Source organism: Bradyrhizobium retamae, from assembly GCF_001440415.1.
Taxonomy (GTDB): domain Bacteria; phylum Pseudomonadota; class Alphaproteobacteria; order Rhizobiales; family Xanthobacteraceae; genus Bradyrhizobium; species Bradyrhizobium retamae.
In genome coordinates, this window is sequence record NZ_LLYA01000046.1 from 14,048 (window position 1) to 36,640 (window position 22,593).

At 61.8% G+C, this 22,593-nt stretch carries 24 protein-coding genes; 7 read left to right on the top strand and 17 right to left on the bottom strand.

Annotation, left to right across the window (positions count from 1 at the left end; translation table 11 throughout):
* Window position 1: 1 nt before the first annotated feature.
* From CQ13_RS07485 to CQ13_RS07495, 3 genes are all read right to left on the bottom strand, one after another.
* The gene (locus tag CQ13_RS07485) at window positions 2-280 is read right to left on the bottom strand and encodes a rhodanese-like domain-containing protein (protein WP_057842485.1); all 279 of its coding nucleotides are present in this window, start codon (window positions 278-280) and stop codon (window positions 2-4) included.
* A 198-nt stretch (window positions 281-478) separates the two neighbouring features.
* Window positions 479-832, bottom strand: a complete 354-nt coding sequence (locus tag CQ13_RS44285) for a GNAT family N-acetyltransferase (RefSeq protein WP_057842361.1) — start codon at window positions 830-832, stop codon at window positions 479-481.
* A 281-nt stretch (window positions 833-1,113) separates the two neighbouring features.
* The gene (locus tag CQ13_RS07495) at window positions 1,114-2,160 is read right to left on the bottom strand and encodes a cyclase family protein (protein ID WP_057842362.1); all 1,047 of its coding nucleotides are present in this window, start codon (window positions 2,158-2,160) and stop codon (window positions 1,114-1,116) included.
* Window positions 2,161-2,411: 251 nt separating this feature from the next.
* Between CQ13_RS07495 and CQ13_RS07500 the strand changes: the two genes are divergently transcribed.
* The 3 genes from CQ13_RS07500 (at window position 2,412) to CQ13_RS07515 (ending at window position 5,222) form a co-directional block, all read left to right on the top strand.
* The gene (locus CQ13_RS07500; protein WP_057842363.1) at window positions 2,412-3,650 is read left to right on the top strand and encodes a vanadium-dependent haloperoxidase; all 1,239 of its coding nucleotides are present in this window, start codon (window positions 2,412-2,414) and stop codon (window positions 3,648-3,650) included.
* Window positions 3,651-3,810: 160 nt separating this feature from the next.
* The gene (locus CQ13_RS07505) at window positions 3,811-4,425 is read left to right on the top strand and encodes a L,D-transpeptidase (RefSeq protein WP_057842486.1); all 615 of its coding nucleotides are present in this window, start codon (window positions 3,811-3,813) and stop codon (window positions 4,423-4,425) included.
* A gap of 548 nt (window positions 4,426-4,973) precedes the next feature.
* On the top strand, window positions 4,974-5,222 hold the full coding sequence (locus CQ13_RS07515) for a phosphatase PAP2 family protein (RefSeq protein ID WP_057842365.1): 249 nt from the start codon (window positions 4,974-4,976) through the stop codon (window positions 5,220-5,222).
* A 115-nt stretch (window positions 5,223-5,337) separates the two neighbouring features.
* Here CQ13_RS07515 and CQ13_RS07520 read toward each other — a convergent pair whose 3' ends face one another.
* From CQ13_RS07520 to CQ13_RS07585, 14 genes are all read right to left on the bottom strand, one after another.
* Window positions 5,338-5,817: a Crp/Fnr family transcriptional regulator gene (locus CQ13_RS07520; protein WP_057842366.1), complete on the bottom strand. Its 480-nt coding sequence runs from the start codon at window positions 5,815-5,817 to the stop codon at window positions 5,338-5,340.
* A 119-nt stretch (window positions 5,818-5,936) separates the two neighbouring features.
* The gene (locus CQ13_RS07525) at window positions 5,937-6,125 is read right to left on the bottom strand and encodes a hypothetical protein (RefSeq protein ID WP_197427272.1); all 189 of its coding nucleotides are present in this window, start codon (window positions 6,123-6,125) and stop codon (window positions 5,937-5,939) included.
* An 8-nt stretch (window positions 6,126-6,133) separates the two neighbouring features.
* Window positions 6,134-7,822 carry a Na(+)/H(+) antiporter subunit D gene (locus CQ13_RS07530; protein WP_057842368.1) on the bottom strand — a complete coding sequence of 563 codons (1,689 nt, stop codon included), beginning with the start codon at window positions 7,820-7,822 and terminating at the stop codon, window positions 6,134-6,136.
* Window positions 7,812-8,051, bottom strand: coding sequence for a hypothetical protein (locus CQ13_RS07535; protein WP_057842369.1), 240 nt, complete (start codon window positions 8,049-8,051; stop codon window positions 7,812-7,814). The genes CQ13_RS07530 and CQ13_RS07535 overlap by 11 nt, the downstream gene beginning before the upstream one ends.
* A gap of 4 nt (window positions 8,052-8,055) precedes the next feature.
* Entirely contained in the window at window positions 8,056-9,525 is a 1,470-nt protein-coding gene (locus CQ13_RS07540) for a monovalent cation/H+ antiporter subunit D family protein (RefSeq protein ID WP_057842370.1), read from the bottom strand.
* Window positions 9,522-11,015, bottom strand: coding sequence for a monovalent cation/H+ antiporter subunit D family protein (locus CQ13_RS07545; RefSeq protein WP_057842371.1), 1,494 nt, complete (start codon window positions 11,013-11,015; stop codon window positions 9,522-9,524). Before CQ13_RS07545 ends, CQ13_RS07540 begins: the two co-directional genes overlap by 4 nt.
* A complete protein-coding gene (locus CQ13_RS07550; RefSeq protein ID WP_057842372.1) occupies window positions 11,012-11,377 on the bottom strand; it encodes a cation:proton antiporter subunit C in 366 nt (121 codons plus the stop codon). Before CQ13_RS07550 ends, CQ13_RS07545 begins: the two co-directional genes overlap by 4 nt.
* Window positions 11,377-11,793 (bottom strand): Na(+)/H(+) antiporter subunit B, encoded by a 417-nt coding sequence (locus tag CQ13_RS07555; protein WP_057842373.1) that lies wholly within the window; start codon window positions 11,791-11,793, stop codon window positions 11,377-11,379. Before CQ13_RS07555 ends, CQ13_RS07550 begins: the two co-directional genes overlap by 1 nt.
* 2 nt (window positions 11,794-11,795) lie before the next feature.
* Window positions 11,796-12,341 (bottom strand): DUF4040 domain-containing protein, encoded by a 546-nt coding sequence (locus tag CQ13_RS07560; protein WP_245309074.1) that lies wholly within the window; start codon window positions 12,339-12,341, stop codon window positions 11,796-11,798.
* A gap of 2 nt (window positions 12,342-12,343) precedes the next feature.
* A complete protein-coding gene (gene mnhG / locus CQ13_RS07565; protein ID WP_057842374.1) occupies window positions 12,344-12,703 on the bottom strand; it encodes a monovalent cation/H(+) antiporter subunit G in 360 nt (119 codons plus the stop codon).
* Window positions 12,700-12,981: an MrpF/PhaF family protein gene (locus tag CQ13_RS07570; protein ID WP_057842375.1), complete on the bottom strand. Its 282-nt coding sequence runs from the start codon at window positions 12,979-12,981 to the stop codon at window positions 12,700-12,702. The genes mnhG and CQ13_RS07570 overlap by 4 nt, the downstream gene beginning before the upstream one ends.
* Window positions 12,981-13,637, bottom strand: a complete 657-nt coding sequence (locus tag CQ13_RS07575) for a Na+/H+ antiporter subunit E (protein ID WP_082637361.1) — start codon at window positions 13,635-13,637, stop codon at window positions 12,981-12,983. Before CQ13_RS07575 ends, CQ13_RS07570 begins: the two co-directional genes overlap by 1 nt.
* Before the next feature lie 301 nt (window positions 13,638-13,938).
* Complete coding sequence (locus CQ13_RS07580) at window positions 13,939-15,228, bottom strand: serine hydrolase domain-containing protein (RefSeq protein WP_057842377.1); 1,290 nt, start codon at window positions 15,226-15,228, stop codon at window positions 13,939-13,941.
* A gap of 176 nt (window positions 15,229-15,404) precedes the next feature.
* Window positions 15,405-17,600, bottom strand: a complete 2,196-nt coding sequence (locus CQ13_RS07585) for a PAS domain S-box protein (RefSeq protein WP_082637362.1) — start codon at window positions 17,598-17,600, stop codon at window positions 15,405-15,407.
* A 236-nt stretch (window positions 17,601-17,836) separates the two neighbouring features.
* On the opposite strand from CQ13_RS07585, the gene CQ13_RS07590 reads away from it, so the two are divergent.
* The 4 genes from CQ13_RS07590 to CQ13_RS07605 all read left to right on the top strand — a co-directional run bounded on the left by CQ13_RS07590 (window position 17,837) and on the right by CQ13_RS07605 (window position 22,593).
* On the top strand, window positions 17,837-19,228 hold the full coding sequence (locus tag CQ13_RS07590; protein WP_156433563.1) for an ABC transporter substrate-binding protein: 1,392 nt from the start codon (window positions 17,837-17,839) through the stop codon (window positions 19,226-19,228).
* A gap of 405 nt (window positions 19,229-19,633) precedes the next feature.
* On the top strand, window positions 19,634-21,373 hold the full coding sequence (locus tag CQ13_RS07595) for a pyrroloquinoline quinone-dependent dehydrogenase (protein ID WP_057842380.1): 1,740 nt from the start codon (window positions 19,634-19,636) through the stop codon (window positions 21,371-21,373).
* A 61-nt stretch (window positions 21,374-21,434) separates the two neighbouring features.
* Window positions 21,435-21,794 (top strand): c-type cytochrome, encoded by a 360-nt coding sequence (locus CQ13_RS42655; protein WP_057842381.1) that lies wholly within the window; start codon window positions 21,435-21,437, stop codon window positions 21,792-21,794.
* Entirely contained in the window at window positions 21,787-22,593 is an 807-nt protein-coding gene (locus CQ13_RS07605) for a substrate-binding periplasmic protein (protein ID WP_057842382.1), read from the top strand. Before CQ13_RS42655 ends, CQ13_RS07605 begins: the two co-directional genes overlap by 8 nt.

Here is a 22,593-nt window from a genome sequence, read left to right on the forward strand (position 1 = left end):
ATCAGCCGCCGGTCTTGGTCGGCAATCCCGCAGCCTTCCAGCCGATGATGCCCCCCGCCAGATGCTTGTCGTAAGGCAGCCCAGCCGCCTGCGCCGCGAGTGAAGCCGTTACCGAGCGCTTGCCCGAGCGGCAGGCGAAAACCACCTGCTTTCCCTGCGGTTCCGGAATGGCGGCCGTATCGAAGCTCTGGAGCGGAACGACCACTCCATCCGGATAGGCCTCCACCGCCACCTCATTGGGCTCGCGGACATCGACCAAAAGATAGCGCCCTTCCGCCATCCCCTTGGAAACGTCTTCCGGCGTCAAATCGTGCACCTGATGGTCCGCCACGCAATATCCTCCTGACAACCCGCCGCGCGGGCTCCGACAGGCCCGGCCAAGCGGGCGCCAAAGTCGCCCCTCGCGCGGTGAAAATCAAGCGCCGCGAACGGTTTAAAGCGCCGTTCGAACCTCCAGCCTCAGCTTCGCCGGAGCCGGCTATAGAAGCTGCTTCGCAATTGGCCAAGCCCCGTTCGGCGATTGACGACCATTCGCCCGGTAACCTCGACGAAGGTAGAATGCCATCGCGTTCGAACTGGCTTCGGCCCGCACCGCCCGAATGCCTCGCTCGCACATCAGCCGCTCGAATATTTCAAGTAACCCCGCGCCAACTCCCCGGCCGGCAAAATCCGGGTCGGTATAGAGCCCCTCCAGCCATTCGCCGCGAATGGCCCCCCACCCGGCCGCCCTGCCATCGAGTTCGGCAACCCATACGTCCAGCTCACGCAGCTTTTGCTCCATTCCGGCACGCGTGAGCTTCGCAGCCCACGCCTGCGCTTCGGCAACGGGCATCGTTGGAGGCGCGAGTCCAAGGATCGATCGTCGTCGAATGTCGTGGAGATCGCTTGCGTCCGTGCGCTTCGCCAGACGGTGAACGGCACCCATTGTTATCTGCCTCGCGTCAAACGGACCTGCCGAACCAGCCCGGTTTTCTTTCGTCGGACCGTTGCGCGATCCATCGTGTACCCGCCGGCAGCGACATCCTCGACCCGGAGGGCGACGATATCGCAGCCGCGACATTTGCAGAATAGGTACCGTGACCGTCCTCAATCGCCAATCGGCGCTACGTTCGACTAACGGAGGGCCAGCGGCCGCAGCGTCGTGCCGGCCACGGTACCGCGGATGGCGTTTGTGGTCAGGATATAGGCGAACTCGTAGACACGATCTGCAGCGAGCTGCTCAAGATTATTGAACTCCAGGATGTGGACGCCCTGCTGGACCAGCAGATAGACGTGGACCGGGATGAAGCTGCCGCCAACGGCCTGAGAGTCCGCCGGCTTCGGCGGCCCATATTCGAGCCCGGACGTATCGGAACCGAGCATAAGCGCGCCTTTCTCCTCGACGAGCCACTTCGCGGCTGTCAGGCCGATGCCCGCCGAGTCGTGCTGGCCGATCTTGGCGTGGTCGCGGCCGTTCTCGCCCCAGTAGCGTGCGGTTCCCGTGCGCAGCAGAACGACCGTGCCCGGGGTGACGTCGACGTTCTGCGCCTTCAACGCGCCCTCGATGTCCGCGACAGTGATTTCATAGGAAGACGGAAGGGCCTCCACATTCTTGAAGCCCGCAACGTCGACCAAGACGCCCCGGGCGACGATCGGCGGGATCGTCGTCACGTCGGCCTTGCGAACGCCGAAGTCGCCGCCCCACTCGTCGGACGTGAAGCCGTTGTAAAACTCGTTCTTCGGTCCGTGCGTGATGTGGCCGAGTCCATCAATCTGGGTCGCCACGTTATCGTTCATGAAGATCGCGTTGCTATGCCAGGCGGTGATGCCCGTATTGCCACCCTCCGGCGTGGTGAACGGCAGATCCTTCTGGCTCCTCACGCCCGCGGGCGAGCGGAAGCTCATGATTTCTCCCGGGCTGTGGCCTGGCCACTTGTATGAGTAGCGGTCGTACGGAAGGCCGAGATCGTAGACCTTACCCTGCGTCACAAGCTTCAAGGCGGCCAAACGTGATGCATCGGTCATCTCGTTGAGGTTTCCGACCTCGTCCTGAGGCCCCCAGACCCAGCCCCACCCTTTTCCTTTTGACCACTTCTTCATGCCACCGTCCTGCGCATAGCCGTTGCCGGCGACGAATGCGAGAACGGTCACGGCGAGCAGGAATCGCGAAACTACCCTCATGGAATCCTCCTGGAACGACATGGATAGCTCAGCTTGCCCAGTCTAGGCCTGAGCTCACCGTGGGATCAACGAGATTGTCGGTCGAGCCGGCCGACCGATTCCATCGCGCGCGGATGGCTCATGTGCGGCAAAGCCGATAGCCCACAGGTGAGCTAGTTCACATCAGGGCGAGACAACAAGGAATAAAATGCCCATGCCCACCTGGTGTGAAACAACACACCATCGCGTGGGCGGCAAAACGGAGTCTTCCGATGAAATCCGTATCAGGACTGTCGGCAGCTACCTTGCTGCCGGGCATCATCGCTGCTGCGCTGTTGGGCGCATCAGCGCGCGCCGATGTCGTCACTGACTGGAACGTGACCACCAGTACCCTGGTGTCCAGCGACATCGGTAACAATCCCCGACTGCGCACCTTGGCCATGGTGCATGTTGCGATGTCGGATGCGATCAATACCGTGCATAACCGCTACACCCGCGTGGTCGTGACGGTTCCGGCTGCGCCTAGCGCGTCGGCCGAAGCCGCGGCCGCGACGGCCGCGCGGCAGATCCTTGTTCAGATCTACCCGACAAAGAAAGACCAGATCGAAGAGGCCTACGCGGCATCGCTCAAGGCGATCCCGGACGGGCCTGCCAAGACTGAAGGCATCAAGCTGGGTATGGCGGTCGCCGACGCGGTACAGGCCGACCGCGCAAACGACGGCACCAACGCTGCGGACACCTATCGGCCGCACACTGCTCCAGGGGTATGGGTGCCGACCACACCGCCGATGCGGGAGCAATACGCGCGCGCGAAGCCATGGGTGTTTGGGAGTGCTGACCAGTTCCGGCCCGGACCGCCGCCGGCACTGTCGAGCGACGAATGGGCCCGAGACTACAACGAGGTCAAGAGCCTCGGCGGCACCAAGAGCACAACGCGTACCGCTGAGCAGACCGAGGCGGTCAGGTTCTGGGAAAACATCAATTTCGGCCCGGCATGGCAGGCGGCGGCGCGCGAGCTCGCGATGAAGCACGAGATGCCGCTCGCCGAATGTGCCCGACTGTTCGCGCTGCTCAACATGAGTCTGGCGAATGCCTACATCGTCAATTGGGACGCGAAGTACACCTACAATGTCTGGCGACCGGTCACCGCGATCCGCAATGGCGACCAGGACGGCAACGAGGCCACTGAACGCGATGCCGGTTGGACCTCGTTCAACCCGACGCCGATGCATCCGGAATACCCCTCGCAGGCGACGATCAACGCAATGATCGCGTCGGCAGTTCTGGAATCGGTGTTCGGTCCCGTGAAGGCCATTCCCTTCACGGCAACCGATGTGCGGGATGCGAAGCGGACGCGGCGGTTCGCCAGCCTGGCCGATATGGCCGAGGAGCAGAAGAATGTCCGCGTCTGGGGCGGCGTGCACTATAGATTTGCGATCCGCGCGAGCGAGGACGTGGGCCGTAAGGTCGCGGCCTACATGATCGAGAATACGCTCAAGCCCACGCCTTGAGTTCTTGAGCCGGCCGCGTGCGAAGCCCCGGATGCGAATCCGGGGTTCTCGCCCAAGATTGTGTGACTTGCGTCCCCGCCGATCCGGGACCTACGCCTTGATTTCTGCACTTTTTGAGCAAACAAATTGCGTCCATGTGACTCTTGGAGGACACGCGATGATGGGGCGTGGGCTCGCGTTGTTACTGGTGGTGCTGCTCGGCGGCTGCGTGCAAACGACGCTTGCGCCGTCATCGAACGCCAGTTTGACCGCTAGGGACCGGCAGTTACTCGCCCACGCGCCTTATGCGCAAGCGAGCATTCCGGAGACCTACCGCCGACATATTGTCGATTACACGCGCAAGGAGCAGCCGGGCACGATCCTGGTCGATACCAACGCGCGCTATCTCTATTACGTCCTGCCGGGAGGCAAGGCGATCCGCTACGGCGTGACGGTGGGCGAGGAAGCGCTGGCCTGGTCCGGCGTTGCAACCGTTGGGCGCATGGCCGAGTGGCCGGATTGGATTCCGACGGCAGAGATCCAGGCGCGGCTCGGCCCCTACCCGAAGCGCGTGGCCGGAGGCCCGGCTAATCCGCTGGGCGCGCGGGCGATCTATCTGTACGAGGGGAACAAGGACACGCTGTACCGCATCCACGGCACCAACCAGCCGGAATATATCGGTCAGGCCATGTCGTCCGGCTGCATCCGCATGACCAACGAAGATGTGATCGATCTCGTCAATCGGGTGAAGCTCGGCGCGATCGTCGTCGTCCTCCCGCCGGGCCGGAGTGCGTAGCGAGTTGCGCAGCGTGAGGCGCCGCGATCTCGTAGCTTCCAGGCTTAACGAATCCCGGCGCGGGGCTCGCGGGCGGGTGTTGGTCGGCTACCGCGTTACCGATCCTTGATCCTTGAAGTATTTGCGATCATCCCGGCATTCGTGTCACGCCAACAGCCCAGTCCGAGCAGCAATTTTGCATTTTTGACGGCTTCGTTGCTCGATCTGTAAATTCGCGCAATCCATACTTGTCACTTCGCTGTTGAACTTCTGCGAGGTTCCGGTGACCCACATTAGGGGGCTTTGGGACCACGGAGGTTCTGATGACGAGGCATCGAACGATTACTGGGTTCGTAGCTGTCGCGCTGCTCGCCGTCGCCGCAACCGCCGCCGCCATGAGGTCGCACTCGCCTTGGACAGACGGCATTGTCGTCTCCACCGGCACGACTACGTTGAAAAGCCTCACGGTTGACGCGAACGAGCTCCCGGCTGCGAGTTTTGACGACCGCTGGTCCGCAATATCAGCTTCGACAACGGACACGGCTGAGCGCGGGCTCAACGCTCGCTAAGTGCCGCCGCAATCGGTGCGAGGCGTTCTTGAAGCTGTTTTCGGCAACGGGACGGAGAACTTCACCGTGACCGATACTTCCGACGCCCGCCTTCGCCAATTTGCCAACTTTGCGCAGATGGCCGAGGAGCACAAAGAGGTGCGCATCTGGGGCGGCATTCATTTCCGCAATTCGCTGGAGGTCGGAGATGAGATGAGTCGCAAGGTCGCCGACCACCTATTGGCAAATTACATGAAGCCGATGCGGTAGGCCCATGTTCGGCGCCATCTCAAGGCGCCTGATGAACGGCAGCGTGCTGCTTACCGGCTTCGTTGGCGCGGACGCCGAGAATGAAAACACACGCGACAAGCCTCCGCGATCTGCGTCATTGACTCGCGTGAAGCATCTGCAGCCTGGCAATGCGGTCGTCGGCGCGTCGGAGCCGCCGACAAAGCTCGCGGTTGATATTCTGCATTACCATCACATACGCATGGACGTCGGTTTTGTAGCACATGTAGAGCTTTTTGGCTGTGAGCTCGTACAGCACGGTTGGACTCTCCGCGACGACGGTGGCTGATCGGTTCTGCATTTCGATAAGCGTCATTTCGCCGAAGAAATCACCCGGCTCGAGACTCGCTATGCGAATGACGCGTCCGTCATCCGTAAGCTTGCTCACCACGAGCTGGCCAGAGTGAACAATGAACATGGAGCGCCCCGGTTCTCCTTCCGCTACGACAGTGGCACCGGCGTTGAACCGGCGCTCGACCAGCATCGAGATCAGAAGATCGAGGCCTGCATCTGAAAGGCCACCGAAGAAAGGTGTGGCGAGCAAGAACGCTTTCAGATCGGGGGAGCTGACGGCCATTGGCAAAATATACTCCCGCTCCTAACGGCGGCAAGTCTGCCAAGCCCAACGGGATGATCTGCGACAAAGCCGGCTGCCCGCTCGATCGGCAGCCCTGCCGTGATGCGATCCACCAAACCTTATTCGGCGACGCTATAGCGCGTCACGGCAACGGCGAAGACGAGCCCAACGAGTATTCCCACCCACTCAAGGGGTTCGAGCGGCGTATCGGAAGCCTTCCGCAGCAAGCGGTCACGATCACTGCGACCGTAAGGCCGCAGCTCTGGATAGAGCAGGTTCTCGATCTCTTCCTTGATGTTCTGAATCATCGACTTCATTACCGAAGGTATGACAGGACCAAATAGGCCGCCAGCATGACGGTCATCCAGAATGCCATGGTGCCGGTAGGCCAGCTGCGGGCGAGAATGCCTTCGGGGCCGAGATATTGCTGGATACCTTCAGGCACTCCGCGCGCGCCGCGTTTCGCCATGGAAACGCAACCATTCCAAACCCCCGTCACCACGCGATCGAGATGGCGCGCCAACATGGGGCCAAGCCATCGGTAAAACCAGTCAATGTCAAGGGTAATCGTCAGCGTGCGCTTGAGCCAGCCGAGCATCAAAAAGAACGCTAGCCCGGAGAACAGCAGCAATTGCAAATAGAAAACCACATGGCTCGCCGTGTACGGAACGAAATCGACCTTGTAAGGCAGTAGCGCATAAAGCGGCCCTGGGAGCACGCCAATCCCGATACAGAGCACGGCGAAGAAGATCATCGCGGCCCGCATGTTCCACGGCGGATCGTCCGGACGCAGGCCGGAATCCCTCTGAAAGAAAACGAACCAGGGAAACTTGATGCCGGCGTGCAGGAAAACGCCGGCCGAGGCGGCGGCGAGCAGGTACCACACCGATGCGAGATGTTGCATGCCTGCGGCTTCTGAGATCATCGATTTCGATACGAACCCGGACGTCAGCGGGAACGAGGAGATCGATAGCGCGCCGACGATACCGCAGACGGTCGTGAGCGGCATGGTCCGGAACAGCCCGCCGAGATCGGTGCATTTGCGCTTGCCGGTCATGTAGAGAACCGAGCCTGCCGACATCAAAAGCAGCGCCTTGTAGATGATGTGGGTGAAGGCGTGGGCGGCGGCGCCGTTGAGCGCCATTTCGGTGCCGATGCCGATGCCGGTCACCATGAACCCGACCTGGTTGACGATGCTGTAGGCCAGGATGCGGCGCATATCGTTTTCGAGAATCGCGTAGACGATCCCGTAGAACACCATAAACAGTCCAACATAGATCAATGGCTCGGCGCCCGGAAAGCCGCGCAGCAGGACATAGACCGCCGTTTTGGTCGTAAACGCCGACAGGAAGACCATGCCGCTCCACGAGCTTTCCGGGTAGGCGTCCGGCAGCCAGGCGGAAAGCGGCGGCGCGCCGGCGTTGAGGAGAAAGCCCGCCAGCATCAGCCAGCGCGGCAGCGTGTCGAGAGCCATCTTGCTGAAGCCGGCCGGGCCGTTCGCAGCGATCTCGCCGGCGACGCCGGCCATCAGCAGAACGCCGCCGAGGAGATGGATCGCGGCATACCGCAGTCCGGCCCCGCGCGCTTGAGGCCCCGCGCTCCACACCACCAGGGTGGAAGCAATCGCCATCAGCTCCCAGAAGATGAAGACCGTGAGCAGATCGCCGGCGAACACGACGCCGATGGCGCTGCCGGCGTAGCAGAACGCCGCGGCAAGCTCGACTACCCGGTCCTGGTTGAGCGCAAACAGACCGCCGGCGAACGCCATGACGGCAAACACGGTTGCGAACAAACGGGAAAGTGCATCGCCCTTGACCAGCGCGAGTTCGTATCCAAGGAAAGAAGCCTTGACTGACACGCCGTCAGGCACTTGCCAAACCAGCAACAACGTAGCCAGCGGCAGGACCAGAACGGCGAGCCAGCGCAACCTGACCTGCAGCATCGGCAAAATCAGGCCGCCGAGAATCAACCCTACTGCCGGCGGGATCACGACGCTAGCTGTCATAGTACGTATCCGGTCGCTTCAAGATGGCGCCGAGCGCCTTGGCGAACACGATCATCGCGACGCAACTCACGAACCCGAACCACGCGCCAAAGCCCAACGTTCCGTCGAGCCCGAAATAGGGATGGTGCTCGATCGCGAGGTCCATCGATACCGTCGCTGCCAGCACGACGGCGAAAACAATCCAGAGCAGCCTGATCGTGCTTTGGCGCACCAGCCAATGGTCATTCATGCCATCACCGCCCGCTCAACAGTTTCGCCAGCGCAAAGGGGATATCGGGAAAGAAGAACATCAATACCGTGCCGATTGCCGTCGCCGTGAGCGCGACCACGATCGGCCAAGGCGCCTCGCCGGACTTGTCGTGCCCGCCCATGGGCTCGCAGAAGAACGCGCGATAGACGATGGGCAGGAAATAGGCTGCATTGAGGATCGTGCTGACGAAAATGACGGCGACCGCCAGCCAATTGGCGGTCTGCATTGCCCCGGTAAGGATGAACCATTTGCCGAGAAAGCCGGCCGTGGGGGGAACGCCGATCATTCCGAGCGCGCCGATTGTGAACGCTCCCATAGTCCAGGGCATGCGGCGGCCGATGCCGTCAAGCTGGCTGACCTCGGTCAGATGCGCCGCGGTGTAGATCGATCCGGCCGCAAAGAACAAGGTGATCTTGCTGAAGGCATGCGCGGCAATGTGCATCGCCGCGCCGGCAACCGAGATCGGTGCCAGGATGGCAACGCCAAGCACGACATACGACAATTGCGAGATGGTCGAATAGGCAAGCCGGCGTTTGAGATTGTCCTGCTTGAGAGCGATGATGGAAGCGACCAGGATTGTCGTGCCCGCGACGGCGGTAAGCCAGGCGGATTGCCCTGCGGCGCCGAGCGTGTCGACGCCGAAAACCAGCGCCGCCACCTTCAGGATGGAGAACACACCCGCCTTGACTACGGCTACCGCGTGCAGCAAGGCGCTGACCGGCGTGGGCGCCACCATCGCCGCCGGCAACCAGCGATGCAACGGCATTACCGCCGCTTTGCCGATGCCGAAGACGTAGAGCGCGAGCAGAGCGCCGATGATGGGCGCACTGAGCCCAGCCGGGAGAATGCCGCCGGGCCTGAAATCGAGCGTTCCGGCGAGAACCCAGGTGGCGACGATCGCCGGCAGAAACAGCAGGAGCGATGTGCCGAGCAGGAGCAACAGATAAGTCCGGCCGGCGCGAACGGCTTCCTCGTTCCGCCTATGGGTGACCAGCGGATAGGTTGAGAGCGTCAGCGCTTCATAAAACAGAAACAGCGTGAACAGGTTCTTGGCGAACGCAATCCCGATCGTGCTGCCGAGCGCTACCGCAAAGCAGACATAGAAAGTAGTCTGGCGTGGCTCGTCGTTGGCGCGCATGTAGCCGATCGAATAGACCGAGTTGACGAACCACAGTGAGGAGGCGATCAGCGCGAACAGCATACCGAGCGGTTCGACCTTGAAAGCGACCGTGAGCCCCGGGATGACGTCGACAACCGTCAGTTCTGGCCGTGCTCCGTCCAGTACCGGCCCCAGGAGGGACACAACGGTGAGGCACAGCGCCGCTGCCGTGACGAGCGTCACTGCCTCACGCAGGTTCGGCATCTTGTGAGCCAGCGGAAGGATCAGCGCGCCGACAAACGGCGCCAGCAGGGCCAAGAGGAGAATGCTTTGTGAAGAAAGAGCTGCGGTCATCGCAGCCCTCCAAGCAAGTCCTTGGCAGCCATGCTGGCAATTCCCGCGGTCCACTCAGTATCGAGACCGAAATAAATCGTAGCGGCGGCCAGCAGCACGAGCGGCAGCAGCATGGACAGCGGCGGATCGTTGGCATCCTTGATCGCGTCAGACGGCTCGCGCAGCCAGGCTAGTTCGAGCACACGGCCGACATAGACCAGCGCGATCAGCGAACTTGCCACGATCAGGAAGACCACGACCCACCAACCTTTTTCGAGTGCGCCGAGCGCCAGGTACCATTTGGAAATGAAGCCCGAGGTACCAGGCGTGCCGACGAGGCCGAAGCCCGCCACGGTGAAAGCCGCCATAGTAATCGGCATCTTCCGGCCGATGCCGGCGAGTTCCGAAAGCCGTACAGTGCGGACGCGGAAGAAGATCGCTCCGACCGCGAGGAACAAGGCTGCCTTCATCAAGGCGTGATTGACGATGTGTACCAGCCCGCCGGTGAGCCCAGCCAGATTGACGAAGCCGATACCGAGCGTGATGTAGCCGATCTGCGCGACGGAGGAATAGGCGAGCATCCGGCTCAGATTGGATTGGAACACCGCGATCAGGGAGGCGACGAACATCGCGGCGAGCGACAATGCGACGACGATCGCGGCAACCGGCAGAGCGCGAAAATCTATCGCGACGCCGAAGATCGAGAAAAGAAAGCGCACCAGCAGATAGATCGCGACCTTGGTCGCGGTGGCCGAGAGGAAGGCGGTCGCCCACGACGGCGCATAGGCATAGGCGTTCGGTAGCCAGGCGTGAAGCGGGAACAAAGCGAGCTTGAGGCTGACGCCCACCGTCACGAAGGCCAGCGCGGCTATGATCGCGCGCGAATTGTCGGCCCAAGCCGGGCCCAGGCGCGCGGCGATGTCGACCATGTTGAGGCTGCCGGTCACCAGATAGAGCAAGCCGACGCCGGCGACGTAGAGGGTCGCGCCGATCGTACCCATGATCAGGTACTGGAACGCGGCGAGCAGCGCGCGTCTGTCGCGGCCGAGAGCGATCAACACATAGGTCGATAGCGATGAGATTTCGAGAAAGACGAAGGCGTTGAAGGCGTCGCCCGTGATCGTGACTCCCAAAAGGCCCGTGAGGCACAGCAGGTACATGCAATAGAACCAGGCCCGCTGCCCCTCCTCGATCTCGAAGGCGACGGAGCGCCGCGCGAACGGCATGATCACCGCCCCGATCGTCGAGACCAGCATCAGCACGAAGGCGTTGAGGACATCGACCCGGTACTCGATGCCCCATGGCGGCGGCCAACTACCGAGGTGGTAGGAGATCGGGCCGCTCGCCAAAACTTGCCACAGCATTGCGCCGGCACACAACGGCATCAGCCAGCTCACCACCAGGGTGATCGCGAAGGCTGCGCCGGAGCGTCGCGCAAATCCGGCAAGCAAAGCGCCGAACAGCGGAATGATCACCTGCAATATGGGAAGATGCGGCCAGACCGCGCTCATGTCTCGCGGTCCCTTTCGAAGATTTCATCCTCCTCAATCGTGCCGTAGGCCTCGTTGATACGGACAACCAGCGCGAGGCCGAGCGCGAGCGTGGCCACACCGACGACGATGGCGGTCAGGATCAGGACGTGAGGCAGGGGGTTTGAGTAAACCTTGAATGCCGGGTCGATGATGGGAGCGGTCCCGCCAATGATCTTTCCGGGCGCGATATAGAGCAGATACACCGAGGTTTGGAAGATCGACAGGCCGACAAGCTTCTTCACCATGTTGCCGCGGACAACCACGATGTAGAGGCCGATCATCATCAGGAAAATGGTGATGACATAGTTGTAGTGACCAAGGGCAGTCGCGAGTGTTTCCATCACCGCCCCCGCTCGGCGAACGCGTAAAACAGGGCGGTCATGGTACTTGCGACCGTGATCAGCACGCCGGCCTCGACCAAGAATATGCCGAGTTCGTGGCCATGAACGGCATCGTGCGCGAGCACGGAATAATCGAGGTAATTCTTGCCCATCAGCAAGCCGGCAACCCCGGTCCCGGCGTAGATCAGCACGCCGAGCGGGATCATACGCTCCACCAGCGACTGCGGCGCGATGCGATGGGCCGCTTCAAGGCCGAAGGTAATCGAGAGCAGGATGATGGCGCTGGCGGCAATGACGCCGGCTTGAAACCCGCCGCCCGGGCCATAATCGCCGTGAAACTGAACGTAGAGCGCGAACAGCAGGATGAACGGCAGGATCAGCTTGGTGCCGACGCGCAGGATCAGGTCGAGGCTCACCGCTACGTCTCCCCGTCATTGGAGCGACCTCGCCGGCGTGCCCTGTGCAGCAGCAGCATGACCCCGATGCCTGCGGTGAAGATGACCGTCGTCTCGCCGAGCGTATCGTAGCTGCGGTAGTCGGCCAGAACCGACGTCACGACGTTCGGAACACCGGTGTCCTTGATCGTATCCGCGACATAGCGCGCCGCAACGTGCTGATGGATTACCGCATCGGGGGTACCGAACGGCGGCAGGACGAGCGTACCCCAGACGAGAATCGCGCCGGTGCCGACCGAAATAACCAAGGGCATGAGATGGGGCCGGACCGAGCGGATCTCGGTCGTCTTGATCAAATGCAAAGTCGCCAGCAGCAGCACTGTGGATATACCGGCCCCGACCGACGCCTCGGTCATTGCCACGTCCACAGCGTCGAGCACGACCAGCACACTCGCCATCAGAAAGCTGTAGACGCTCGCGAGAATGACGACACCGAACAGGCTACGCTGGCGCACGATGGCGATCGTCACCACCGCAAGCAGCGTCATGAGCACCGTGTTGATCAGCAATTCTATGGCTGCCTCCCATCCGATTCGGCAGACTGCTGGCGAGCGATGCTGCGGCGGTCTTCTGCCAGATGCGGATTGATTCCCTGATGCAGGCATGCCTGGGCGAGCGCATGCGTCACCACCGGGCCGGTGAAGAAGAACAGCGCCAGAAGAAACACGAGCTTCAACGTCACCAGGCCCAGGCCGGCCTGCAAGCACATGCCGAGGATCAGAACGCCGACACCGAGCGTGTCGATGACGCTGGCCGCGTGCATGCGGGTGAAGACTTCCGGCATGCGGACGAGCCCGAAAGCACCTACGAGGGTGAAGAACGAACCGAGGAGGATGAGAACCCAACTCGCAATCTCAACGGCGGCCGTCATGATGTCCGCTCCTCCTCGGCTCCGTAAGCGAGATCTCCATGGCGGAAGAATTTCAGCACCGCGAGCGTGCCTATGAGATTGAGCAGGCCATAAGTCAGTCCAACGTCGAGGAACTCGGGACGCTCCGTCAGGAAGCCGACGACGGCGAGCAGCACAATCGCAAGATTACCGACGGCGTTGCCTGCAAGCACGCGGTCGAACACGGTGGGTCCCTTGATGGCGCGCGTGATCGCAAGCGCAATGGCAACCAGAATGGCGGCAGCGGCGGCAGCGAACATCAGGCGGCGCCCTCGAACTGGCTGACGCGGCGGTCCATCGCGCCACCTTCGAGATCGAGCGCACCCTCGTTGACCAAGGCATGGACCACGAGTTCGTTGCCGTTCACGCCGACGGTGATCGTGCCGGGCGTGAGCGTGATCGAATTGGCATAGGTTGCCACGCCGGCGCTCGTCCTTTGGCTGGCCCGAACAACTGTCATCGTGGGCGAAATTGGAAGGCTTGGATGCAGGATAATCTTGGTGACGGCCCATGCCGACTTGGCGATCTCGCGAAGCAACCACGGAAAATAGGTGACTGCGCCCCACAACAGCTCGATCGGATGCGCCTCCGCATCGGCCACGCGGATACGGATCATGGCGAGCACGCAAAGCACCGCGCTCGCCCCGCCGGCCACCACGAGCATTAGCGTATAGTGTCCGGAGAGCACGAGCCAGAAGGCGAACAGAAAGCCCGCCAGACTAAAATGCCGCATCCACTTCCCCTCACTCGTGTTCTCATTGCGGTTACGTTCAGGGTCAAGGATTTTTTCCCTGAAGCATTGCAGTGGTTTTACCTCCCTTGGCGAGCAAATTGGAAGAATATTCAAGACCAGTAGCCCGATTTGTTCAATCCAAAATGAGCTCCTTCCGGTGTCCAAAATCGAAATAATGGGCATATCTGCTGGCTTCCGTTCAGTCCCGCATGGTTGAGCTACGGGCAGGACGGATAATCTCTGCCGAGCGCCACGGTAATCTTTGGCAATTCCTGACTCTCCTTGAGAACTGCGAGGTCGGCTCGGCGGAGCAAGCGCGATTAAGATCTGGGGCGCACGAAGAACAGCGCTTAGCTGTTGTCACGTCGCCTTTAAGCGCGACAAGCGGAAGTAATTCAGTTGCCGCCTGAAGTCGCGTTTTGACCCAGATCGAACGTCACCGGCCTTGCGGGTGGCGACCGATTCCTAACCTGGTATCGAATCTTCAATCGGCCGCATAGAACGCCTCCCGGACGGCATTCGAAATTGGACCGGAGCCAATAATCGCCGTCTGGGTCATGACTACGCCTATGACGCGGTTTGTCGGATCGATCCAAAACTGCGTGCCATAGATGCCGCCCCATCCATAGCTACCGGCCGGAAGACGGCTCTTGGCTGCGGCAGGATCAGTCAGGATCCCAAAGCCCAGCGTGAAGCCCCAACCCGGCCCGCGAATCGTCGGCATGTTGCCGGTCGCGTTCTGCGTCATCTGCCGGACCGTCTCCGCCCGGAGCACCCGCACGCCGTCAAGCTCGCCCTCGTTCAGCAGCATCTGCAAGAACCGCACGTAGTCACCGACAGTAGCACTCATGCCGGCGCCGCCGGAATTGTACGCAGTCGGAGAGAAGGCGCGGTTCGGGTCGAGGCTGGCAGTGCCCTTGGTGGGTGGGAACGGCACGGCCTCAGGTCCCATCACGGGAACGTAGCCTGTGCCGAGTGCGCCCGTGACCTGTGCGGGTCGCGTCACCTGCACGAAGCGTGAGCGAACGGTCTCAGGTGCGTTGAACACAAAGCTCTCGATGCGCAAGGGCTTTGCAATGCGCTCGGTGACAAAGGATTCCAGGCTGTTTCCCGTCACCTTCTCGATGACGGCGCCGAGCACGTCCGTCGCAAGCGAGTATTCCCAGCCCGTACCAGGCTGATAGCCAAGCGGAACGGAGGCGAGACGCTGCATTGCTTCAGCGGTGGTTACTTCGGGCTGATCTAGCCCGTCGGTCACGCGCGCGTCGCGATATGCATCCACAAGCCGGGGATTATTGATGAAGTTATACGATAGCCCGGCGGTATGGGTGAGCAGTTCGCGAATTGTCGGGGGCCTGTTGGCCGGCCCCTCGGCGCCGTCGGGCCCTCGCACCCGAAGCTTGGTGAACTCGGGGAGGAAGCGGCTAACCGGATCATCCAGGCCAATCTTGCCCTGCTCAATGAGGATCATCGCCGCCACTGAGGTGACAGCCTTCGTCATTGAGGCAATTCGGAACATGTCGTTTGCGCCGATCGGCGCGGTACCCCCGACCTCGCGAACGCCGACGCTGCGGCTGTAGACCGGGCGGCCGTCTTGGAGGATCAGCACCACGATACCCGGAGTGCTGCGGCCTTCGACCAATCCCCGAAGGGTTTCATCGAGCTTGGCGTTGCGCGCCTCGGGCGAAAAAGCCAGCACCGCAGGGATGGGGCTGAGCGCGAAAGCTATGACTGCGGCCCCAAGCAGTCGGATGACAAGACGACGTGAGATCATGATATCTCTCCCGTAGACCTGTTCTGACGCGCCATTCTGCAGCTACTCGAGATCGAGAGCAATGTCTCGGACGCGCACATGTCCGCGTTTGCCTCACTGCGGCCTTTCCGAGCATAGCGCAGGGACACTTGCTCCAGCCGCGAACGGTTCACTTTTGCTTCTCGCAACTTGCAACCTCACGCGGCCGGATTGGACCGGATCTGCCGGGCTTGAACGCTCTCGTCTTGTTCCAGCGGCAGCGAAAATTGAAACACGGCGCCCCGAGGTTCGTTCGCGCTCGCCCACATCCGTCCCCTATGAGCCTCGACCATCGACCGGCAGATCGCGAGGCCCATGCCCATGCCCTTGGCCTTCGTCGTATAGAAGGCCTGGAACACGCGCTCGACATCCGCCGGGGCCAGGCCCGGGCCGGAATCGCGAACCGTGACGAGTACGCCGCCCGCGGCCTCCGTCTCGCTGTTGATCCGTAGCTCGCGTGTCCGCTCGTCGATGTCGTCCATGGCTTCAATGGCATTAAGGATCAGGTTCAGAATCACCTGCTGCAGTTGAGTGCGATCGCCTTTCACCATAGGCAAGCCCGGCGCGAGGCCGGTCTGCAGCAAGATTCCATGCTTGAGCATTTCGCTCCGGGTCAGCGCGACCATTTCGAGGATGGCTTCATTGAGGTCGAACCGATCGTTCCGCGGCGGCACCTTGTTGATGAGAGCCCGGATCCCGTCGATGACGTTGCCGGCGCGCTTGCCGTCCTCGACGATACGACGAAGGGAATCCCCAACCTCGCCGAGATTGGGAGGTTGAGCGCTGAGCCAGCGCAGGGCGGCCCCGGCATTGGTAACCGTCGCCGCGATCGGCTGGTTGACCTCATGTGCAATCGAGGCCGTCAATTGACCCATCGTGGTGACGCGATTGGTGTGCGCGAGCTCCGCCTGCATGGCGCGCAAGGCTTCTTCGGCCCGCCTGCGTTCGGTGATGTGCCGCCCGACGCCGCGGTAGCCGACGAAGCGCCCCGTCTTGTCAAACACCGGCAGCCCGGAGACGGACACGTAACGCTTGCTGCCGTCGGGACCAGCTCGCGCAAGCTCAAAATCGCGAAACGGCAGGTGGGCATCGAGCGTCTCCCGGTGCTTGCGCCAGGCCTCTTCATCCGGCTCCAGGTAAGGCACTTCCCAACGGGTCTTGCCGATCTCGGAGCCCGGCGCCGGCGCCTCGGCAAGGCTGTCCGCGAACTCCTGGTGTGTGAAGCGATGTTGCGCATCAGTCTCCCAGTACACGTCGAAGGAGAACTGCACGAGGGTGCGAAAGCGTTCCTCGCTCTGCCGCAGCGCCTCTTCCGCCCGCTTGCGCTCGGTCAGATCGAGGACAAAACTAACACCTTGATCTGGGCTTTGTTCGAACATCACCCCGCCGAGCAGCACGGGCACACGACTGCCGTCCTTTCGAAAATACTCCTTCTCGAATGGCTGGACGGTCCCCTTCCGCTTCAACTCCGCCACCGTGCGTGAATCGCGGTCGTGCCATTCCACCGGCGTGAGGTCAGTCCGGCTCAGGCAACCCGAGGCAAGATCATCCCGGTTATAACCCAACATACGGAGAAACGCGTCGTTGGCTTCGAGAATGCGGCCTTCGAGATCCCAAATGATGATGCCAACGATGTTGGCGTCGACCAGGCGCCGGATCTTCTTGTCGCGCGCCAGGAGGTCGCCGTGAAGCGCGATGTTCTCCGCGATCGCCTTACGCCGCCTTATCGCTTCGAGCCGTGCAAGCGCCAACCCTACCACTGCCAGTGCTGCGACAATGACGATGGCGGTCGCGATCAGCCTGGCTTTGCGTTGTTCGAGTGCCTCGGCGCGCTTCTCCTGATCCACGAGCAGGAGACGCTCGTGGTCCACCATCTGGTCGATTTGCGATCTTATCTCGTCCAGGCTGCGGATCATGGTCAGCGCCGCCAGCCCGGAGATGCCGGCCGTCTTGACGATGTCATCGATCTCACGCAGCTTTGCTGCAACTGTCAGCGCCAGATGTCCGGCACGATGGTTCTGCAATGGATCGTTCGCGACCAGAGCCTGGAGCGCCTGCGTGTCTCGCCGTACGCTTTCGTCGGAGACGCCGTAAGCCTTGAGATATGAGGGGTCGAGAGTCAGCAGATACTCGCGTCTTTGGGCCTCCACGTCGGCGATGACCGCTCGCAGCCGATCCAGCGTGTCGAGCACCTGACGGCTGCGCTCGTGTGCAAGACTTGCCGCCTGTCGCTCCTGCCAATATCGAAGGCCGAAAAATCCGGTCGAGACCACGACAGCCAGAACCACCGCGACGACCACCAGCGTCAGCGGACGAGCAAACCACCGAAAGGACTGGGTCAGAGGGACTGACATTGGCCTTAAGTCTTCGATGCCCGCGTGAGCCGGCTCTTTTCTGATGCCGACGAAGAGTATTGCCAGTATAGTAGAAATACAGCCGCGGTCTGCGTAGTTTAGATAGGAACCGGCGCGCTCCAACCCTGCAGATTGCACCGGCTTAGAAGCCCGTCAGTTCCCCTCGCAAGGGCCAGAACGTCACGGGTGGGGTCGCTCGGCTGTTGTGAAGGCCACTCCCCACCAGGAGCAACCAGATGGCTCCAAATGAAATGGTGCAGGGTGAAAAGCTTCCGGGCCGTCCAGGGTCGGCCAGCCGGCGCAGCTTCGTCAAGGGACTGGGCGCAGCGGGCGTCGCCCTGCCGGCCGTCGCCATCCTGCCACGGTGGGGTTTCGCAGAGGATGTCGCCGGTGTCTATGCGCACGCTGCGATAGATTGGAGGCAATTTGGCGGGCAAACGATTACGCTCGCAGGCGCGATCCATCCCTGGTCAAACGCGATCACACCGCTTTTGTGGGATTTCACCAAGCTCACCGGTATCAGCGTCGTTACCGACTTCCGATTGGAGACCGCGTACATGGGCGCGCTGCCGATCCAGCTCGCCCGCGGCAGCAGCACACCCGACGTCTTCATGTTTACGGCCTATGGCCAGGGCATCTCAAAAGGATGGCTCGAGCCGCTGAACGCCTATTATTCCGACAGATCGCTGACCGATCTCGGCTGGTATGACGAGAACGATCTTCTCCAGACAGCCCGAGCCTTTCCGTTGTGGCGGGACGGCGAACGCTACGCCTGCCCGATCACTTCCGAGGCCGTGACCTTGTTCATCAACGGCGACGCGATGGCAGCCAGGAATCTGCGCGTCCCCCAGACTTTCGATGAGCTGCTCGCCACCGCCAACGCGGCCAAGACCAGTGAGATGTCCGGGATCGCGATGCGGGCGCAAGCCGGCGGCAATTCGTCCGTGCCGGCCATGAGCTTCGTGTTCTCCTATGGCGGAGACATGGTCAAGGACAACAAGGCCGCTTTCGCGAGCCCGGAAGCCATCGCGGCCGTCGAGATGTACGGTAGATTGCTCAGTCAAGCCGGGCCTAGCAGTGTGAGCGGCTATGAATGGTACCACGTGCTGGACGATTTCCTGCAGCGCAAGACGGCGATCGCGATCGACAGCAGCAACTTCGCCACCGACATCTCCAATCCAGCCAAAAGCCAAGTTGCCGGGCGGACTGTGTTCGCCGCCTTTCCACATGTCGCCGGTCGCCCGTCCGTGCCCTTTATGTCGCACTGGCAGGCGTGCATCAATTCCAGATCACGACACAAGCGGGCGGCTTTTTTGTTTCTGCTGTGGGCGACAAGCAAGCCGACTTCGCTGCGGACCGCCGCAGCAGGGCTGGCGACGACACGCGTGTCGGCCTGGTCGAGCGAAGAGTTCAAGAAGGCATTCGGCGCCCAAGCCGCGGAGGCCGCGCTGACCAACTTGCAGAATGCCGATGTCGACCGCGCCAAGGCGATCCTTTTCCATTCGCTCTCGAGACCTATCCTGGACGCGTTCATGATCGGCGTGAATGAAGTGGTGACCGGAGCAAGACCGGCAAAGATTGCGATGACCAATGCCGCCGAGAAGGCCAATGCGACAATCCGCGGATAGCGGAGCCGACGGCGCTTCCGTGCGTGGCGACCGCGTGAACCGGGACTTCAGCTCACGGTTGCCACTGCCGACGGCGCTCCACAAAAAAACAACAATCCAGTCAACTAATGGGCGTGTATCGAGGGACGTGTCATGGTGCACTGCACCGACATCGCCGGGCGCAATACGGGGCAGGCAAATCCTGACGATAACGGCCTGTGCCGCCCTGCGCTGAATGGCGGCCTTCTCGAAAACAACTTCTCACGCAGGCGACAAGACGTGCTGCCGTCTCCTCTCGACGGTAGTTCAGCCGGTCCATGCCATCTATCTCGAACTCCTGACCCATGAGGCTCTGACACCAGAACATCCCCTGCAAGGGTCGCGAGAAATTCGGCCCAACAAACGAACCACAAAGGGAGGACACAGATGACTTTCCATGAACGATATGCCGTCGGCTGCGCCGCGGTGGCGGTGGCTGCCCTGGTCACTGTCTCGCCGACGCGCGCTCAAGCGCCGACGCAGCCTCAAGAGGCGGCCCTGAACGCCGAGGCGGCCCAGAACGACTGGCCGACCTATCACGGCACCTACAAGTCCTACCATTACAGCGGCCTCGACCAGATCAATACCGGCAACGTCAAGAATCTTGAAGTTGCCTGGATGCATTTTCCGGAGCGCGCCACACGCGGCATTCAGTCAACGCCGCTGGCCCTTGACGGCGTGCTGTACTATTCGGGCTCCTACAGCCGTATCTGGGCGCTGGACGGCGCGACCGGTAAGACAATTTGGTCCTACACACCGGAGCTCGACGAGGATCTGGTCTCCAAGCAGACGCACTCGCCCTACAATCGCGGCATCGCCATCGGACACGGCAATCTCTACGTCGGCACGGTCGATGGGCGCCTGATCGCGCTCGATCTGAAGACCGGCAAGCCGGTATGGGACACGAAGCTCCTGGATTCCAAGAAGATGACGGTCGGCTTCACCGGCGCGCCGCTGGTCGTGAAGGACAAGGTAATCATCGGCGCCCAGGGCGGCGAATGGCCCCATCGCGGACCGATCTTCGGCGTGGAAGGCAAAACCGGAGCGAAGAAATGGGAATTCTTGACGGTGGCCGGTACTGAAGAGGCCATGAAGACCTGGGGTGGCGACTCCTGGCGGACCGGCGGCGGTGGCGGCTGGATGCCGGGAACCTATGATCCGGAAAGCAATACGGTGTGGTGGGGCACTGCCAACCCGGCGCCGCTCTACGACTGGGGAGGCCCGGACTGGAAAAAGAGCGGACCGCGGCCGGGCGAGAATCTCTACACGACATCGGTCATCGCGCTCGATCCCGATACCGGCAAGCTCAAATTCTACCATCAGGAGCTGCCGCACGATGCGTGGGACTTCGACTCTTCCGTGGGAGAGTTCGTCATGATCGAGCGTGGCGGCAAGAAGCTCGTCGTGCACGCCAACAAGAGCGGATACATCTTCGTCTATGATCGTTCCAACGCCAAGATCGAGAACGTCTGGCCCCTGGTCAAGAACATCAACTTCGTCAAGAGCATCGATCCGAAGACCGGCGAACTGATCGGTCGCCGCGATCTCACAGAAGGCAAGGTGGACCCGCCATTGTGCCCGGCCATCGCCGGCGGCATTAGCTGGAACTCCGGCGCCTATAGCCCCAAGAACGGGCTCTTCTACCGGATCGGGCAGGAGTGGTGCATGGAGCTGACGGTCGAGAAGACCACGCCGGTCCTGGAGCCGATGGCCCAGCTCAACCTCGGCGCTACGTTCAAGTTTATCCCGCCTCCAGACGGACCGGCCCGCGGCCATCTTAGCGCCCGCGATCCGGTCACCGGCGCCAAGAAGTGGGAGGTCAACTACAAGTATCCGCCGCTCGCCAGCGTTCTCGCCACCGCCGGCAACCTGGTATTCGTGCCGGACGCCGAAGGCGTCGTGCACGCCTACAATGCGGACACTGGCGAAGAGCTCTGGTCGCGCAATAACGGCATGGGGCATAACGCTGGCATCATCAGCTACATGGCCGGTGGCAAGCAGTACATCGCCGTTCCAGCGGGCTGGGGCAGCCTGGTGGCCGACGAGTTTGTCGCGCTCTATGGCGAGCCCTTCAAGAGTATGTCGAAGAATACCGGAGCCCTGGTGGTCTTCGCGCTCAGACAATGAGAATAGCGCGGGCGGCAGGGTTGATCTCTCCCTGCCGCCCCCGGCTAATACGGATGCTGGAATGCGAATACCGCTTGTAACTGTTGCCTCCCTGGCCATCATCTGGCCATGGCTGTCGACCGTCTCGTTTGCCCAACAGTCCAACCCAGCGGGCTCTGCGAGCCCGCCGGCGCAAGGTGAAGCCTCGCCGAACGACCTCGATGGCCGAAAAATGTTCTCGAGCAACTGCGGCTTTTGTCACCAGGATGGCGGCCGCCATGCCGGCCGTGGTCCGAAGCTGTCGAAGTCCGAACGCAGCGACGAATTCATGATCGAGCGTATCAAGAAGGGCAAGACGGGTTCCATGCCCGCGTATGGTGATGTGTTCAGTGACGCCCAGATCGGCGCACTCCTGGCCTACATTCGAGGGCTTGATGACTAGAGCGTTTTCCGCGTCTTGGAAATCGCGAGGTCGCCTCGCCCGCTACGCGGCAAGCCTGTCGCTGCTGATGCTCTGGAACGCATCGGCGCACGCCCGCTCGCTGGAATCGGTGATCGAGCGCGGCGCGTTGACGCTCTGCGCCAGCCCCAACGCGCTGCCGTTTGCAAGCAAGTTCGGACCCGTACCGGGATTTCAGATCGAACTCGGCGAGAAGATTGCCGAGCAACTCGGTGTCAAGCTCACGAGAGAGTGGGTGGTCAGTGCGATCCAGTATCGGCGCGCCGATTGCGACCTCGTGCTCGACGTCATCGCGCGCAAGGATACGGAGCCCCCAGGCGGTGTGCGGGTTTCGCGTCCTTATCATCGCAGCGGCGTCGTGCTCGCGGTGCGCAGCGATTCGCCGGCGTCGTCGCTGGCAAGTCTCGGTTCCGATCAGCGCGTCGGAGTACAGGTCGGCTCGCTGGTCTCCATGACGCTCGCCAAGGGTGGCGCCGCCACCTCCCCGTTCGTATACGAGGACGATATCCTCGCAGCATTGGCCAATCGCGAGATCGAGGCGGCTGCCGTCACGCCGATGACGGTCGGCTGGTTCAATCTGCAGCATTCCGACAAGCCCTTGCGCCTGATTCCGGCGTTCGACAACGATTCTGATTTGAACTGGAACATTGCGGCGGGGCTGCTCCGCCCCGACGACAAGCTGCAACAGCGTGTCGATGCGGCGATCGAAGCGTTGCTGGCCGACGGCAGCATCGCGCGGATTTATGCTCGCTATGGCATCGAGCTGAAATCGCCGCAGTGA

Excerpts from the sequence above, each read along its gene's own strand:
- CQ13_RS07485 (WP_057842485.1), bottom strand. The coding sequence starts at position 280 with ATGGCGGAAGGGCGCTATCTTTTGGTCGATGTCCGCGAGCCCAATGAG.
- CQ13_RS44285 (WP_057842361.1), bottom strand. The coding sequence starts at position 832 with ATGCCCGTTGCCGAAGCGCAGGCGTGGGCTGCGAAGCTCACGCGTGCC.
- CQ13_RS07495 (WP_057842362.1), bottom strand. The coding sequence starts at position 2,160 with ATGAGGGTAGTTTCGCGATTCCTGCTCGCCGTGACCGTTCTCGCATTC.
- CQ13_RS07500 (WP_057842363.1), top strand. The coding sequence starts at position 2,412 with ATGAAATCCGTATCAGGACTGTCGGCAGCTACCTTGCTGCCGGGCATC.
- CQ13_RS07505 (WP_057842486.1), top strand. The coding sequence starts at position 3,811 with ATGGGGCGTGGGCTCGCGTTGTTACTGGTGGTGCTGCTCGGCGGCTGC.
- CQ13_RS07520 (WP_057842366.1), bottom strand. The coding sequence starts at position 5,817 with ATGGCCGTCAGCTCCCCCGATCTGAAAGCGTTCTTGCTCGCCACACCT.
- CQ13_RS07525 (WP_197427272.1), bottom strand. The coding sequence starts at position 6,125 with ATGATTCAGAACATCAAGGAAGAGATCGAGAACCTGCTCTATCCAGAG.
- CQ13_RS07530 (WP_057842368.1), bottom strand. The coding sequence starts at position 7,822 with ATGACAGCTAGCGTCGTGATCCCGCCGGCAGTAGGGTTGATTCTCGGC.
- CQ13_RS07535 (WP_057842369.1), bottom strand. The coding sequence starts at position 8,051 with ATGAATGACCATTGGCTGGTGCGCCAAAGCACGATCAGGCTGCTCTGG.
- CQ13_RS07540 (WP_057842370.1), bottom strand. The coding sequence starts at position 9,525 with ATGACCGCAGCTCTTTCTTCACAAAGCATTCTCCTCTTGGCCCTGCTG.
- CQ13_RS07545 (WP_057842371.1), bottom strand. The coding sequence starts at position 11,015 with ATGAGCGCGGTCTGGCCGCATCTTCCCATATTGCAGGTGATCATTCCG.
- CQ13_RS07550 (WP_057842372.1), bottom strand. The coding sequence starts at position 11,377 with ATGGAAACACTCGCGACTGCCCTTGGTCACTACAACTATGTCATCACC.
- mnhG (WP_057842374.1), bottom strand. The coding sequence starts at position 12,703 with ATGACGGCCGCCGTTGAGATTGCGAGTTGGGTTCTCATCCTCCTCGGT.
- CQ13_RS07570 (WP_057842375.1), bottom strand. The coding sequence starts at position 12,981 with ATGTTCGCTGCCGCCGCTGCCGCCATTCTGGTTGCCATTGCGCTTGCG.
- CQ13_RS07575 (WP_082637361.1), bottom strand. The coding sequence starts at position 13,637 with ATGCCCATTATTTCGATTTTGGACACCGGAAGGAGCTCATTTTGGATT.
- CQ13_RS07580 (WP_057842377.1), bottom strand. The coding sequence starts at position 15,228 with ATGATCTCACGTCGTCTTGTCATCCGACTGCTTGGGGCCGCAGTCATA.
- CQ13_RS07585 (WP_082637362.1), bottom strand. The coding sequence starts at position 17,600 with ATGTCAGTCCCTCTGACCCAGTCCTTTCGGTGGTTTGCTCGTCCGCTG.
- CQ13_RS07590 (WP_156433563.1), top strand. The coding sequence starts at position 17,837 with ATGGCTCCAAATGAAATGGTGCAGGGTGAAAAGCTTCCGGGCCGTCCA.
- CQ13_RS07595 (WP_057842380.1), top strand. The coding sequence starts at position 19,634 with ATGACTTTCCATGAACGATATGCCGTCGGCTGCGCCGCGGTGGCGGTG.
- CQ13_RS42655 (WP_057842381.1), top strand. The coding sequence starts at position 21,435 with ATGCGAATACCGCTTGTAACTGTTGCCTCCCTGGCCATCATCTGGCCA.
- CQ13_RS07605 (WP_057842382.1), top strand. The coding sequence starts at position 21,787 with ATGACTAGAGCGTTTTCCGCGTCTTGGAAATCGCGAGGTCGCCTCGCC.